The 14,431-nt window shown below is 64.0% G+C and carries 14 protein-coding genes and 1 tRNA gene; 8 read left to right on the forward strand and 7 right to left on the reverse strand.

Features of this window, described 5'->3' with window-relative positions:
• The first annotated feature begins 78 nt into the window (after window positions 1-78).
• From GGD66_RS22250 to GGD66_RS22260, 3 genes are all read left to right on the forward strand, one after another.
• Window positions 79-1,308, forward strand: a complete 1,230-nt coding sequence (locus GGD66_RS22250) for a CaiB/BaiF CoA-transferase family protein (protein ID WP_183259026.1) — start codon at window positions 79-81, stop codon at window positions 1,306-1,308.
• A gap of 212 nt (window positions 1,309-1,520) precedes the next feature.
• A complete protein-coding gene (locus tag GGD66_RS22255; RefSeq protein WP_018322217.1) occupies window positions 1,521-1,736 on the forward strand; it encodes a hypothetical protein in 216 nt (71 codons plus the stop codon).
• Between the two features lie 97 nt (window positions 1,737-1,833).
• Window positions 1,834-2,226 carry a RidA family protein gene (locus tag GGD66_RS22260; protein WP_183259027.1) on the forward strand — a complete coding sequence of 131 codons (393 nt, stop codon included), beginning with the start codon at window positions 1,834-1,836 and terminating at the stop codon, window positions 2,224-2,226.
• A 4-nt stretch (window positions 2,227-2,230) separates the two neighbouring features.
• On the opposite strand, the gene GGD66_RS22265 is transcribed toward GGD66_RS22260, so the two are convergent.
• Window positions 2,231-2,893 (reverse strand): TetR/AcrR family transcriptional regulator, encoded by a 663-nt coding sequence (locus tag GGD66_RS22265; RefSeq protein ID WP_092260275.1) that lies wholly within the window; start codon window positions 2,891-2,893, stop codon window positions 2,231-2,233.
• Window positions 2,894-3,201: 308 nt separating this feature from the next.
• Between GGD66_RS22265 and GGD66_RS22270 the strand changes: the two genes are divergently transcribed.
• Window positions 3,202-4,437, forward strand: a complete 1,236-nt coding sequence (locus GGD66_RS22270; protein WP_018322220.1) for an acyl-CoA dehydrogenase family protein — start codon at window positions 3,202-3,204, stop codon at window positions 4,435-4,437.
• Between the two features lie 140 nt (window positions 4,438-4,577).
• Window positions 4,578-5,636, forward strand: coding sequence for a phosphotransferase family protein (locus GGD66_RS22275; protein ID WP_018322221.1), 1,059 nt, complete (start codon window positions 4,578-4,580; stop codon window positions 5,634-5,636).
• Between the two features lie 277 nt (window positions 5,637-5,913).
• Here GGD66_RS22275 and argE read toward each other — a convergent pair whose 3' ends face one another.
• Window positions 5,914-7,092, reverse strand: a complete 1,179-nt coding sequence (gene argE, locus GGD66_RS22280) for an acetylornithine deacetylase (RefSeq protein ID WP_183259028.1) — start codon at window positions 7,090-7,092, stop codon at window positions 5,914-5,916.
• Window positions 7,093-8,122: 1,030 nt separating this feature from the next.
• The gene (locus GGD66_RS22285) at window positions 8,123-8,908 is read right to left on the reverse strand and encodes an SDR family NAD(P)-dependent oxidoreductase (protein WP_018322223.1); all 786 of its coding nucleotides are present in this window, start codon (window positions 8,906-8,908) and stop codon (window positions 8,123-8,125) included.
• Window positions 8,909-9,044: 136 nt separating this feature from the next.
• On the opposite strand from GGD66_RS22285, the gene GGD66_RS22290 reads away from it, so the two are divergent.
• The gene (locus GGD66_RS22290) at window positions 9,045-9,743 is read left to right on the forward strand and encodes a histidine phosphatase family protein (protein WP_183229912.1); all 699 of its coding nucleotides are present in this window, start codon (window positions 9,045-9,047) and stop codon (window positions 9,741-9,743) included.
• 81 nt (window positions 9,744-9,824) lie between these two features.
• On the forward strand, window positions 9,825-10,592 hold the full coding sequence (locus GGD66_RS22295) for an SDR family NAD(P)-dependent oxidoreductase (protein WP_183259029.1): 768 nt from the start codon (window positions 9,825-9,827) through the stop codon (window positions 10,590-10,592).
• 207 nt (window positions 10,593-10,799) lie between these two features.
• Here the strand turns inward: GGD66_RS22295 and GGD66_RS22300 are convergent, their stop codons facing one another.
• Window positions 10,800-12,035, reverse strand: coding sequence for a serine hydrolase (locus tag GGD66_RS22300; protein ID WP_183259030.1), 1,236 nt, complete (start codon window positions 12,033-12,035; stop codon window positions 10,800-10,802).
• Window positions 12,036-12,186: 151 nt separating this feature from the next.
• Here GGD66_RS22300 and GGD66_RS22305 point away from each other — a divergent pair.
• Window positions 12,187-12,262 (forward strand) — tRNA-Trp (locus GGD66_RS22305).
• A gap of 136 nt (window positions 12,263-12,398) precedes the next feature.
• Here the strand turns inward: GGD66_RS22305 and GGD66_RS22310 are convergent.
• The 3 genes from GGD66_RS22310 to GGD66_RS22320 form a co-directional block, all read right to left on the reverse strand.
• Window positions 12,399-13,160, reverse strand: a complete 762-nt coding sequence (locus GGD66_RS22310) for a glycosyltransferase family 2 protein (RefSeq protein WP_092260403.1) — start codon at window positions 13,158-13,160, stop codon at window positions 12,399-12,401.
• 143 nt (window positions 13,161-13,303) lie between these two features.
• Window positions 13,304-13,810 carry a hypothetical protein gene (locus GGD66_RS22315; protein ID WP_183259031.1) on the reverse strand — a complete coding sequence of 169 codons (507 nt, stop codon included), beginning with the start codon at window positions 13,808-13,810 and terminating at the stop codon, window positions 13,304-13,306.
• A 9-nt stretch (window positions 13,811-13,819) separates the two neighbouring features.
• A complete protein-coding gene (locus GGD66_RS22320; protein WP_018322229.1) occupies window positions 13,820-14,326 on the reverse strand; it encodes a hypothetical protein in 507 nt (168 codons plus the stop codon).
• Window positions 14,327-14,431 lie beyond the last annotated feature (105 nt).

Consider the following 14,431-nt stretch of genomic DNA (forward strand, 5'->3'; position numbering starts at 1 on the left):
CCAAAATAGTGTATCGGCTGGGGAGCGCGGCCGCTCAGAGCCGCCGCGCCAAAATTCAGTTCCCCGGAGGAAATCGACATGTCGGCCCTGCCGCTTTCAGGCATCAAGATCCTTGACCTTACGCGCGTGCTTGCAGGGCCTTTGTCGGCCCAGATGCTGGGCGATCTCGGCGCCGAGGTGATCAAGATCGAGCGGCCGGGCACCGGCGACGACGCGCGCGCCTTCGGCCCGCCCTATCTCAGCGATCCCGAGGGCAAGGCCAACAACAACAATTCCTTCTATCTCTGCGCCAACCGCAACAAGAAGTCGGTCACCGTCAACATCGCCAAGCCCGAGGGCCAGGCGATCATCCGCGAGCTTGCCAAGGACGTCGACGTCTTCATGGAGAACTACAAGGTCGGCGATCTCAAGCGCTACGGCCTCGACTATGAGACCATCAAGGCGATCAACCCCGGCATCATCTATTGCTCGGTGACCGGCTTCGGCCAGACCGGACCCTACGCGCCGCGCGCCGGCTATGACGCCATCTTGCAGGCGATGGGCGGCCTGATGAGCGTCACCGGCCACATGGATGGCGAGCCGGGCGAGGGCCCGATGAAGGTCGGTCCCTCCATTGTCGACTACATGACCGGCATGAACACCTCGATCGGGATTCTCTCGGCGCTCTACCATCGCGACGCCAATGATGGGCAGGGTCAGCACATCGATGTCTGCCTGTTCGACACCGTCATTGCGTCGTTGTCGCACTGGCTGCAGATCTACCTCGTCAACGGCAAGACGCCGCCGCGCCGCGGCACCTGGGGCAATGGCGGCATGCCGGCCGGCGTGTTCCGCTGCACCGATGGCGAGCTGATGCTGGTGGTCGGCAATGACGGCCAGTTCCGGAAGACCTGCGCCGTGCTCGGCGAACCCGAGCTTGCGAGCGATCCGCGCTTCGTCAAGAACAACGACCGCGTCACGCACGGCAAGGAGATCATGGCGATCTTCGCCGGCCTGTTCCTGAAGCAGCCGGTGGCCTACTGGCTGGAAAAGCTGGAGGAGGCCGGCGTGCCCTCGGGTCCGATCAACAATTTCGAGCAGGTGTTTTCCGATCCGCACGTCCAGTCGCGCGGCATGCGGGTGAAGACCGAGCACAAGTTCGAACCGGAACTCTCGCTGATCCGAAACGCGCTGACTCTTTCGGGCACCCCCCTCACCGAATATCGCGCCCCGCCGCTGCTTGGTGAGCACACGCAGGAGGTCCTCGGCGGCAAGCTCGGCTACGATGCGGGCAAAATCGAGACGCTGAAGCAGCAGGGGATCATCTAACTCAGCAGAAGCAGCGTGCGCTCTTACCCTCTTCCCTCGTGGGAGAGGGTGGTTCGCAGCAAAGCGGCGGCCGCAGAGGACGCGCGCGCGATGCTCGGGCTTGCCTGAGGCTTGCGCGCCATCCCCAGATAGTTCCGGTCCGTAGTCTCACAGGCTTCCGTTCCGCGCCAGACTCTGTTTCGATCTCTCCACTAACGTCGGGAGGGAAATGGATGTCCTACACGATCGGGTTCCAGGCCAAGGACCAGAAGGCAATTCTGGCGACCGAGGCGGCCACCGCCAATCAGGCCGTCGCCATCGTTGCCGCACTGCGGCAGAGTGCCGAGGAGATCAAGTTCATCCGCTCGCCGCAGGAAGGCGAGATGGGCATCGAGATGCTGCTGCTGCTCGCCAAGGAAGAAGCCGAGGAGATGCCGCAGCGGGCCTGAACCCGCGGCGACAACCACACTTCGATTAGAAGCGAAGCATGCCGGCTGCAGGATGATGTAGTCAGGCGTCGGTCTCGCTTGAACCGAAGGTGGCTGCATGAAACGCGAAGCGCTCCGCGTCGAACCGATCTCGACCTTTCTCGACCGCCGCAACGCACCGGTCTCGCCGGTGACGCGCGCCGGCAACATGATCTTCGTCGCGGGCCTGCCGCCGTTCGACCCGGCGACGGGCGAGATCGCGCAAATGCCGATCGAGCGGCAGAGCGAGATCGTCATGGAGCAGATGAAGCTGTGCCTCCAGGCGGCCGGTGCCTCGCTCGACAACGTCATGAAGTGCAATGTCTACTGTACCTCGACGAAACATTTCGCCGCGTTCAACGCCATCTATGCACGCTATTTCCCTGAAGATCCGCCGGCGCGGATCTTCGTCTGCACGCCGGAATGGTTCGGCCCCTTCGACGTCGAGATCGACTGCATCGCGATGATGTGAGGGACTACCGCGCCGCGACCCGCGCCGGTGCCTTCGTCTCCGCCCGTCCCGCCGTCAGCGCCATCGTGGCCACGCTGACCACGCGCGCGACCACGTCCTCGACGTCGTCGAGGTCGCATTTGCCTTCCGACAGTTTTGTCAGCCGCTCGCTCTCGCGGATGGTGTGGTGTGCCATCGCGAGCGCGAAGTTGAGGCCCCAGTAGATATCGACGTCGCTGCGGTCGGGCAGGGCGCGGCGCATCGCGCCTGCGAACTTGCGCAAATGGTCGATCTCGCGGTTCTTGATGCGGCGGATCGGCGGCACGGATTCGATCGAGGCGCGGATCATGAAGCGCGCCGCGGTCGAGCGCTGGTTCTCAGGCCCGAGGCAGCCGCGCAGCGTCGGCCCGACCAGCGCGTGCAAGATCACCTCGATCGGTGCACGGCCGCCGCCTTGCTCTTCCGCCGCCTTCAGTTCGCGCAGGCGCTCGCGGTTGGTGGCGATCGAGCGGGTGACGAATAATTCCGCGATCAGCTCGTCCTTCGAGCCGAAATGATAGTTCACCGCGGCGAGGTTGACGCCCGCCTCCGCGACGATGTCGCGCAGCGTCACGTCGCCGAAGCCGCGATCGGCGTAGAGCCGTTCGGCGGCGGCGAGAATGGCAGATCTCGTATGATCGCTGGCCATGACCTTTATCCCGTCATTCCGGGGCTCGCGAAGCGAGAACCCGGAATCTCGCCCCACATTTCGAGATTCCGGGTTCAGCCCTGCGGGCCGCCCCGGAATGACGTCGTGAGCGAGGGAGTTGCAATTCAAACAGTTGTATGAAACTATCGTTTGAAGGCCGGAGATGTCAATCGCAATCGGGACTCGTTCGCAACTCGCGAAGCCGGTTCCGAAGCGCCCGCAAGCTGTGCGCTTGCGGGCCGGACGGTCCGGCGCAAAACAGGCTCGCGAGGCAAACAGCTTCGCAGAAGAGAGACGAGGAGCGTCCCATGGATTTCGATCTGTCCCCCAAGCAGAAGGAATGGCTCGACCGCGTGCGGTCCTTCATGGCCAAGCACGTGCGCCCGGCGGTGCCGATCTATGACCAGCAGGATCATGCCGGCGAGCGCTGGAAGGTGATCCCGATCCTGGAGGACCTCAAGAAGAAGGCGAAGGCCGAAGGCCTCTGGAACATGTTCATGCCGCCGTCCGAGCATGAGGATGATGAATTCCGCGGCGCGGGACTGACCAATCTGGAATACGCGCTGCTGTCGGAAGAGATGGGCCGCATCACCTGGGCCTCGGAAGTATTCAACTGTTCCGCGCCCGACACCGGCAACATGGAGGTGTTCATCCGCTACGGCTCCAAGGAGCAGAAGCGCAAATGGCTGCGTCCGCTGATGGACGGCGAGATCCGCTCCGCCTTCCTGATGACGGAGCCGGCGGTGGCCTCCTCGGACGCGACCAACATCGAAACCCGCATCGAGAAGGATGGCGATCATTACGTCATCAATGGCCGCAAATGGTGGTCGTCCGGCGTCGGCGATCCCCGCTGCAAGATCGCGATCCTGATGGGCAAGACCGATTTCAAGGCGGCCAAGCATCAGCAGCAGTCGCAGATCCTGGTTCCGCTCGACACGCCCGGCATCAAGGTCGAGAAGATGTTGCCGGTGTTCGGCTTCGACGACGCGCCGCACGGCCATGCCCAGGTGTTGCTGGAGAACGTCAGGGTGCCGAAAGAGAACATCCTGCTCGGCGAAGGCCGTGGCTTCGAGATCGCGCAGGGCCGGCTCGGCCCGGGCCGCATCCATCACTGCATGCGCACCATCGGCAAGGCCGAAGAGGCGCTGGAGAAGATGGTGAAGCGCCTGTCCTCGCGCAGCGCCTTCGGCAAGAAGATCGTCGAGCACTCTGTGTGGGAGCAGCGCATCGGCGATGCCCGCACCAATATCGAGATGACGCGCCTGCTCTGCCTCAAGGCTGCCGACATGATGGACAAGGTCGGCAACAAGACCGCGCAGGCCGAGATCGCCATGATCAAGGTCGCAGCGCCCAACATGGCGCTGAAGATCATCGACGAGGCGATCCAGGCTTTCGGCGGCGCCGGTGTCTCGGATGAGGCGGGCCTCGCCAAGGACTACGCCCACATCCGCACGCTCCGTCTCGCCGACGGTCCGGACGAGGTGCACAATCGCGCCATTGCCAGACTTGAGGTTCGGAAGTATGCAAACTCTCCCGGTCACTAAGAGGGAGAGCCGGGAGGCGCTCCCGATCTGAAGAACCGGCAGGGCATGATGCGGTGACCGCTTGACGCAAGTGCGTCAGCGGTTACCGATTAGGATCATGCTCGACCTGAAATGGTCAGGACTGAAGAGGGAGCGTCATCGTGGCTGACGGCGTCAGGAAAGACGAAGAGTTCTCGGGCACCAAGCCGGTCGAGGAGCGTCATCGCTTCGACGAGATGCGGCTCGAAGCCTGGATGCGCGACAACGTCGAAGGCTATCAGGGGCCGCTGGTCGTGCTCCAGTTCAAGGGCGGCCAGTCCAATCCGACCTACCGGCTGAACACGCCGAACCGTTCCTACGTGATGCGCCGCAAGCCGTTCGGCAAATTGCTGCCCTCGGCGCACGCGGTCGATCGCGAATATCGCGTGATCGCGGCGCTCGGCAAGCAGGGTTTCCCGGTCGCGCACGCCTATGCGCTGTGCCAGGACGACAGCGTCATCGGCGCGGCCTTCTACATCATGTCGATGGAGGAGGGCCGGGTGTTCTGGGATCCGACACTGCCGAGCCAGGATGGCGATGCGCGGCGCAAGATCTTCACCAGCAAGATCGAGACGCTGGCGAAGCTCCACATGTACGATCCCACGGCGATCGGGCTCGGCGAGTTCGGCAAGCCCGGCAATTATTTCGCGCGCCAGATCGACCGCTGGACCAAGCAGTATCGCGCGTCCGAGACGCAGCACATTCCCGAGTTCGAGAAGGTCGCCGAATGGCTGCCCAAGACGGTGCCGGAGCAGGCCCGCGTCTCGATCGTCCATGGCGACTATCGTCTCGACAACATGATTTTCCACGCGACGGAACCGCGCGTGCAGGCCGTGCTGGACTGGGAGCTGTCGACGCTCGGCGATCCCATGGCCGACTTCACCTACCTGTTGATGCAGTGGATCATGCCGGGCCTGCAGGGCGCGGACCTCAAGGCGCTCAACATCCCGAGCGTGGAAGAAGCTGCGCAGATCTATTGCAACGTCACCAAGATGACGGTGCCTGATCTCAACTGGTACTTCGCCTACAATCTGTTCCGTCTCGCCGGCATCACTCAAGGCATCGCCGGCCGCGTCCGCGACGGCACCGCCGCCAACGCCAAGGCGCTGGAGTCAGCCAAGCGCACCGTGCCGCTGTCGCAGGCCTCATGGGAATACGCGCAGAAGGCCGGCGCGGTGTAGGAACGACGAAGGCGCGGTCGGTGTGGCCGCGCTTTTTTCTTGCGCCACTCTCGCCACACACTCCGTCATTGCGAGCGTAGCGAAGCAATCCAGACCATTTCCGCGGGGACAGCCTGGATTGCTTCGTCTCAAGGGCTCCTCGCAATGACGAGGAGGCGGGATACGAGACCCCTGACAGCTCTCGTAGGGTGGGCAAAAGCGCGCAGCGCTGTGCCCACGATCTCCCCGTGACGCAGCCTAATGGTGGGCACGCTTCGCTTTGCGCACCCTACGGCACCTACGACGCCGCCTTCGCACAATGCGCGATCAGTCTCTCCACGAACCCCGCACACTTCTCCAGCTCCGCCATCTCCACGAATTCATCCGGCGTATGCGCCTGCGCGATCGAGCCCGGGCCGATCACCACGGATGGGATGTCGGCCATGCTGGCGAACAGGCTGGCCTCGGTGCCGAAGGCGACCTTGGCGTGGTCGTTGCGCCCTGCAAGGCTCTTGGCGAGCGTGACGATGGCGGCGTCGGCGGCAGTGTCGAGGGCGGGGTAGTCGAGGATCTCCTCGAAATCGATGCCGCACTCCGGATGCCGCTTCTTCATCGCGGGCTCGAGCTCGGCCCTGGCCCAGGCGACGATCGCATCCGTCACCTCCCTGGACTCGGTGATGCCGATTCCGCGGCATTCGAAATCCACCGTGCAGGTATCAGGCACGATGTTCAGCGCCGCGCCGCCATGCACGATGCTGGTGAGCAGCGTCGAATGCGGAACGTCGTAGAGGCTGTCGCTGGCTCGCACGGCTGCGAGCGCCACGGCGCGGCGGCGGATCTCAACGATCAGCTCGGCGGCATATTCGATCGCGTTGACGCCGTCGGGCGCGATCGAGGAGTGGCGGGCGAGGCCGTGGAAGGTTGCGCGCACGCCGTGCTTGCCCTTGTGGCCGATGATGACCTTCATCTCGGTCGGCTCGCCGATGAAGGCGCCGAGCGGTATGATCCGTTTCTTCGCGACCTCGCCGAGCATCGGCCGCACGCCGACGCAGCCGATCTCCTCGTCGTAGGAGATCGCCAGATGAATTGGCGTTGCGAGCTTGGCCTCCAGCATCTCCGGCACCATGGCGAGGCACACCGCGACAAAACCCTTCATGTCAGTGGTGCCGCGGCCGTAGAGCTTGCCGTCGCGCTCGACCAACCTGAACGGATCGTGGCTCCAGTCCTGCCCCACCACCGGCACGACGTCGGTATGGCCCGACAGCACCAGGCCCGGGCGGTCCTCGGGGCCGATCGTGACCCACAGCGAGGCCTTCTGCCCTGTTACGTCGGTGATGCGCTCGCCCTTGACGCCGAACGCGGCGAGGTAGCTCTCGATATGGGCAATCAGGGGCAGGTTGGTGCGGTCGCTGACGGTGTCGAAGCCGACGAGGTCGGCGAGGAGTTTGCGGATACGGTCGGGTCTTGAGCTTGGCATTGTCTCGTTCTGTCAGGGAGTATGGAGGCTGCAGTGCTTGCAGGAACCATACCAACGCGGTGGCTGATTGCGCAAATCAACACAAACCCGTAGCCGGATGGAGCGAAGCGTAATCCGGGGCCTTCGTGCTTCGTGACAGGACTCCCCGGATTACGCTGCGCTTCATCCGGGCTACAAGGGCCACAATCCCTTGGGTTGCCCGTCGGGCAACACACGCCAGCAATGGGTCAACGCAGGGCGACGAAAATATTCCACTTTACCGAAATTCGGAAATCGCGTATGTGTCGCGGCAACCCGGCCCAAGGAAGAGGGGCGTATCGCGATCGTCACGAACGCGGGCCGGGCGGCGGTGGACCCAGGTGACATCGGCGCGAACAGCAATCGCAGGGCGGGGAACCGTGAGCGATGGCGTCGCGCACACGACCGGTGTGATTCTAGCGTACGGCAAAATCGTGTGGTCCTGACGCCCGGGGTCTGTGCGTCAAGTCTTGTGGTGATGGGTGTCGTCCAACCGGACGCATCCGCCAGCCATCCGCAAGGCGACGGGGGCAATAGTGCAACGCTCCCCGGGGAGAGCACGACATAAGCCGTAAAACCACTGCGCAGGGAAGGCCGGGATGTCCTGGCTACACCTGTATGCCGCTGTGCAGCTTCTTGTTACGCAGATTTCGCACAGTGGACCTCGGGTGCCAGCGGGCTCCCGGTCTTCCCTGCGCCCTCTTTCAATTATGAGGGTGAAGAGATGAAGCAAAGCTCGGGCGAGATGAGCCGCGAGGATGCGAGGGTGTGTCTGCGGTTTGAGCTACGTGCCACGATCTCGATCTCGTAGGGTGGACCCACGCCCTGTGGCTCATGGAAGGAGATCGTGGGCACGGCGCTATGCGCCTTTGCCCACCCTACGGCACGGCGGCTGGATCTGCATTGGAGCATCGCAATGACGATGTGGAGAGAGCTGCCAAACTCGCCTCTCGTGCCCTGGACGCTGCGCAGCAGCGTAAGAACGCTGCAGCGCGTCCGGGACACGCGAGAGTTAAACCGGCTTGCCCGTATACGGCATCGACGCCGTCAGGCCGCCGTCGACCGGGAACGCCTGGCCGTTCACATACGACGCTTCGTCGCTGGCCAAGAACAACCCCATAGCTGCGAGCTCGTGCGGTTGGCCGGGGCGCTTGAGCGGATTGAGCTGGCCGATCTTGTCCTGGGTGCCGCGCTCCTTGGCGCGGTCGAAGATCGGTTTTGTCATGCCTGTTTCGATCAGGCCCGGGCACACCGCGTTGATGCGCACGCCGGTGCCGGTGAGCGAATACGCCGTGGTCTGCACCAGGCTGATCACGCCGGCCTTGCTTGCGGCATAGGGATGCCCGCTGGCACCGGCCTTGAGGCCTGCGACGGACGCCGTCAGCACGATCGCGCCGGACTGCTGCTTCACCATGTGCGGCATCGCGTGCTTCACGGCGAGGAACGGGCCGATCAGATTGACGCGCAAGACCTCCTGCCAATGCTCTACGGTTTGCTCGCCGAGCGGGACGAGCCCGCCGCTGACGCCGGCATTGGCCCAGATCACGTCGAGTCGCCCGTGGGTCTTCACCGCCTTGTCGATCACGGCGATGACGTCCGTCTCGGAGCCCGCGTCCGCGATCATGGCTTCCGCGACGCCGCCGGCCTTCTTCACCTCGTCGACGGTCTCCTTCACCGCCTCGGTGCGATCGACCGCGATCAGCTTGGCGCCTTCCCGGGTGAACAGCAGCGCGGCGGCGCGACCGATGCCGCTGCCGGCGCCGGTGATGATGACGGATTTGCCTTGCAGACGGCCCATGCGTTTCTCTCCTGTGGTGCCTCACGCGACGCTTGCCGCGCGACGGAATTTCAAACAAGATTTCAAACGGTAAAAGTGTCTTGAGACACGTTCACACCTGACGTACAGCGACATCAAACGGGATGGAAGGGTTTCGATGGCAGGCGCAGACAAGCCCAATGTGGTCATGACACGGTGGTGGTGGGTCCGTCACGCGCCGGTGCGCAATGACGGCGGCAACATCTACGGACAAAGCGACATCGCCTGCGACACCAGCGATACCTATGTGTTCAACGCTGTTGCCAAGGTGCTGCCACGCACGGCGGTCTGGTATTCGAGCAATCTGATGCGCACGCACCAGACCGCGGAAGCGATCTGGGCGGCCGGCTTCCCAAGACCTGAATCGATGAAATGGGAAGCGGACCTCGCCGAGCAAAATCTCGGCCGCTGGCAGGGCATGAACCGCGCCCAGTTCGTCGCCAGCCGACCCGTCGGCACGAGCTGGTTTGCCGACATCAACGAGCCCGCGCCCGGCGGCGAGAGCTTCATGGATCTCTACAACCGCACGCGCCGCACCATCGAGCGGATCAACGCTGAGGCGGGAGGCCAGGACATCATCGCGGTCGCGCATGGCGGCACCATCAAGGCGGCGCTGGGGCTCGCGCTCGACGGCCAGCCGGAGCGGGGATTGTCGTTCGACATCGACAATTGCTCGGTGACGCGGCTGGATTATTTCGCCACTCCCGAGCGCAAGGTCTGGCGGCTACCGATGGTGAACCAGCAGCCGTGGATCGCGGATGCTGAGCACGCGGCGATGCATCAGCCGGCGGGGCCGGAAGTCAAGAAGCTGGCCTGACTGAGCTGTCATTCCGGGGCGATGCGCAGCATCGAGCCCGGAATCTGGAGATGAAGACAAAGATCAATCTGGGAGAGAAACATGACCTTGTTCGACATGAAGGGGAAAGTCGCCGTCATCACCGGATCGACGCGCGGCATTGGGCTTGCGATTGCCGAGCGCATGGCCGAGCACGGCGCCAAGGTCGTGATCTCATCGCGCAAAGCCGATGTCTGCGAGCAGGTGGCCAAGGGCATCAACGACAAGTTCGGCAGGGGCACCGCGGTCGCAGTTGCTGCCAACATCTCCTCGAAGGAGAATCTGCAAAACCTCGTCGATGAGAGCAACCGCGCTTTCGGCAAGATCGACGTGCTGGTCTGCAACGCCGCCTCGAACCCGTATTACGGTCCGCTCGCCGGCATCTCCGACGATCAGTTCAGGAAGATCCTGGACAACAACATCGTCGCCAACAACTGGCTGATCTCGATGGTGGTGCCGCAGATGATCGAGCGCAAGGACGGCTCCATCATCATCGTCTCCTCGATCGGCGGATTGAAAGGCTCGACCATCCTCGGCGCCTACGCCATCTCCAAGGCCGCCGACATGCAGCTCGCGCGCAACCTCGCCTGCGAATACGGCAAGGACAACATCCGCGTGAACTGCATCGCGCCCGGCCTGATCAAGACCGATTTTGCCAAGGCGCTGTGGGACAATCCGGAGAACCTGAAGGCCTCGACCGCGCGCTCGCCGCTGCTGCGCATCGGCATCCCCGACGAGATCGCCGGCGCCGCGGTGTTCCTGGGGTCCAAGGCCGGCGACTTCATGACCGGCCAGACCATGGTAATCGACGGCGGCGCGACGATTAGCTGAGAAGCGTTGTAGGCCACGGTGTGGCCGCGAGTGACGGTGCGCTCCCTCTCCCGCTTGCGGGGGAGGGGTGGGGGAGGGGGTGTCTCCACAATCGAGGACCCCCAAGAGGAGAGAGCCCCCACCCGGCACTTGGTGCCGACCTCCCCCGCAAGCGGGAGAGGTTGCACCGAGCTTGGCGCTTGATCATTCAACTCAAGCGACGCTGTCTCACTCCACCGCCGCGTAAACCAGATCCCGCACCAGCGTTCGCGTGTAGTCGCGCTGTCCCGGCCCCTGGCTCATGAACACCGCGAACAGATCCTCCTTCGGATCGATCCAGAAGAACGTCCCCGCGATGCCGCTCCAGAAATACTGGCCGACGCTGCCGGGGAACGGCGCGATGCCGGCCTCGCGGCGCACGGCGAAGCCGAGGCCGAAACCGTGGCCGGGCGAGAGCAGGGTTCCGTTGGTCTGAACCTGCGGCCCGAGATGATCGGACGCCATCAGTTCCAGCGTCTTGCGGCCGATGATCCTGGTGCCGTCGAGCGTGCCGCCGTTGCGCAGCATCAGGCAGAAGCGCGCGTAGTCCATCGTGGTCGAGACCAGGCCGCCGCCGCCGGACTCCATCACCGGTGCTTCGTGCATGTTGAACAGCGCGACCTTGTCGCCGGTCCAGGGATCGGCCGCGAACGGCTCGGCAAGCCTGCCCGCATTGGCCTCCGAGGTCGAGAAGCCGGTCTCGGCCATCTGCAGCGGGGCGAGCACGCGTTCGGTGAGGAACGTGCCGAGCGACTTGCCGCTGACGACCTCGATGATGCGGCCGAGGATGTCGGTGGAGCGGCTGTAGTTGAATTCCGCGCCGGGCTGGCAGACCAGCGGGAAGCTCGCCACCAGGGTGGCGTGCTCGGCGTTGGTGATCTTGCGGCTGCGGACGCGGGACTCCTGGTAAAGCTTGTGCACGGGGCCGTCGCCCTGGTGCTCGTAGGTGAGGCCCGAGGTGTGGCGGAGCAGGTCCTGCACGGTCATCGGCCGCGCCGGCGGCACCAGCTCCAGCTTGCCGTCCTTGACGATGCCGACCTGCTGGCTGGCAAATTCCGGGATGAACTTTGCGACGGCGTCGCTGAGCAGCAGGTGGCCGTCCTCGACCAGCGCCATGATGGCGACCGAGACGATCGGCTTGGTCATCGAGAATATCCGGAAGATCGAATCCCGCGTCATCGGCGCCGCGGCCGCCGGGCTCTGCCGGCCGAGCCCCTCGAACCAGCCAACCTGGCCGCCCCTCGCCACCAGCACGGCGACCCCGGGAACGGTTCCCTTGTCGATCTCGCGCTTGAAGGCGTCCGACATGGCCTGCAGGCGCAACCGCGACAGCCCGAGCGTCTCCGGCCTTGCCTCGGGCAAAGGCGGGGTGGAGGCTGCGATCGTGGCCTGTGAGGCGGCTGGAGCGGTCGCTGTGGCGGTCATGGGCACTCCCAGTTTGTTTTTGATTATCGGCAACGGACTGTGGCCCAGAAACCCCGGTACAAACAAGCGAAGCGGGCGCGGTTCACCCTTGCAAACCGGCCGTCGCCTGTGCTTGAAAGCGACCCTGATCCTGGGGCGACCCGAGGTCTGTAGGAGTGTAGCTCAATTGGTAGAGCACCGGTCTCCAAAACCGGGGGTCGCAGGTTCGAGCCCTGCCACTCCTGCCAGTCAAATCAATCACTTAAGTCAGGTGCTGGCAGGATAGGGACAAGGCGTCCCGCGGGCGAATCGCCACGCGCGAGCCCATCTCACCAGGCCTGAGCCCATCCGCTTGATGTCCGGGGTTGGCAGGCCAGGCGGCGCCTAGCGCGCCGGGGCCCGCTCCGCGTCGTCAGGAATCTGGCTGAGATCGACGTCCCGGATGGGAACGCGGCGCAGCAGCGAGACGATGGTGCCGCCGAGCTCGAAATAGGTACGCAGGCGCAGCGCACGGGACGAGCCCTTCAGCTCTGCGTTCAGGCTCACGGGCACCTGGACGTAGGTGAGGCCGAGCTGGAGCAGCGAGATCAACGCGCAGATCTGATAGCCGTAGCCGTCGGCCTTGACCGCGATCTGGCGCAGCCATTTCACGGGGTAGACGATCATGCTGTGATAGTCGGACAGCCAGAAGCCGAACAGGCAGTTCAGGATGAACCGAAGCGAATGCGACTGCAGCGAGCGGTTGACGGAGCGGTCCGACTGGTTGTCGCGATAGGTGATGACGAGGTCGGCGGCGCCCGCCGCCTTGAACATCCGGGCAACACCCTCGTTCTGAAAGGCGTGATCGCCGGGAATGAGGGTGATGGCATCGAACTTCGCGCGCGACAGGGCGTATTCGAAGCCGGCACCGACGCCTCGCGGCTCGGCGTTATGTTGCACGATGATGCGGCGCTCGCCGGCAGCGAACTCGTCCATGATCGCGCCGGTGGCGTCGGTGCTGCCGTCGTCGATCAGGAAGATCTCGAAATCGTCGAGCAGCTCGCGGGCGAGCGGCAGCACGCCGTCAATGGTGTCGGCGATCTTGTCCTGCTCGTTCAGTGCAGGGATGACGATCGTAAGCCGTTTTGCCGCCCTGGAAGGTGTCATCTCATGCCGCCCGTTGCCGGCCACTCTTTACTGGTGGAACCCTGGCGCAACTCTAGGTCATCTGAACCAGGCGAACAATAAGGGGCCCGCAGATATGCCCTGCACAATCGGCACGAAACCGGCGATGTGTGTGATCTCGGCAACTATTCGGAAAAATCATAGAGGCTGGTATCGTCGATACCGAAGGCGCGGCGCAGCTGTCCGACGCGGCCTGCCATAGTCCGGCCCGCCGCCGTCGCTGCAAAATGTGAATCCACCGGTTCGACCAGGCCGCCGTCGACCAAGTTCCCAATTCGTCCCTGGAACAGATCTGGAACCTGCCGTTCGACGATCTCCGAAAGCGGAGCCCTCCGCCCGGGCCGGCCGACGAGGCTGAGCAGAATGTCCAGGGAAACCGATTTGTACACTGCGCCAAAAGCGAAGACGTAACCCATCACGCAAAAACCGAAAATCGACGCGGCGTCCCAATACTGAAATTGCGGGACGACGAGGATTCCAAGCATCACGCCGAGACCATGGGTGAAGATCGCGGCGATCGCGAGCAGGGTCACGGCGCCAAGCGACCATCCGCGGGCGCGGGCCATGAGCTGCAAGGCAGGCGCCAACAAGGCGAAGGTCACTGCGGCGAGAAATCCGACAACGAAGGACATCGTGGCCGCTCACCCAAGGCCCGTCGACAGACGAACGAGTTTGACGAGACGCGCGACCGCCACCCCCTTGGCCGTCGGAGCCAGCCTGCCGTCGGCCGTGATCACCATCCCCGCGCCGACCAAGAGCTTCAGGCGGTTGTGCGTGAAGGTGCCGAGATCTCCGCCCTGCATGTAGGCTACGGCCCATTGCTGCAGGGTGAGGGGACGCCCGGCTTTAACGAGTGCCGTGAGCAGCGTCAGCGTAAAGCCCCAGGCCAGCAGGCTGAACAGGATGTAGAAAAACATCATCGCGGTCGCGAGCAGGAACAGGCCGCCAAGCACGTCGTCATAACGGCGCTGACCGGGAAGCGCGAGACAGGCGATCGCGTAAAGGGCCAAGACGGTGATGCAGCCTAGCCGGAAGCGGCGGCCGGATCCGCCGGTGGCGGCGATGCGCGCGTAGCACAGCAACAGCAGCGGCAGCGCGACACTGAGACCAATCGCAGCGGCTTGCGCCGGGCCCGGGAGCATGTTCATTGCGGAAAATCGTCCCGGACGCCTCTCAGGCCCAGCCAGAGCGAAAGTCTATAAAAGGTCGCATTTTTCCGGTCAAGGGAGCCCATCATCCCGCCTTGCGGACGT

Origin of the sequence: Bradyrhizobium sp. CIR48, from assembly GCF_014198315.1 — a bacterium.
Lineage (GTDB): Bacteria > Pseudomonadota > Alphaproteobacteria > Rhizobiales > Xanthobacteraceae > Bradyrhizobium.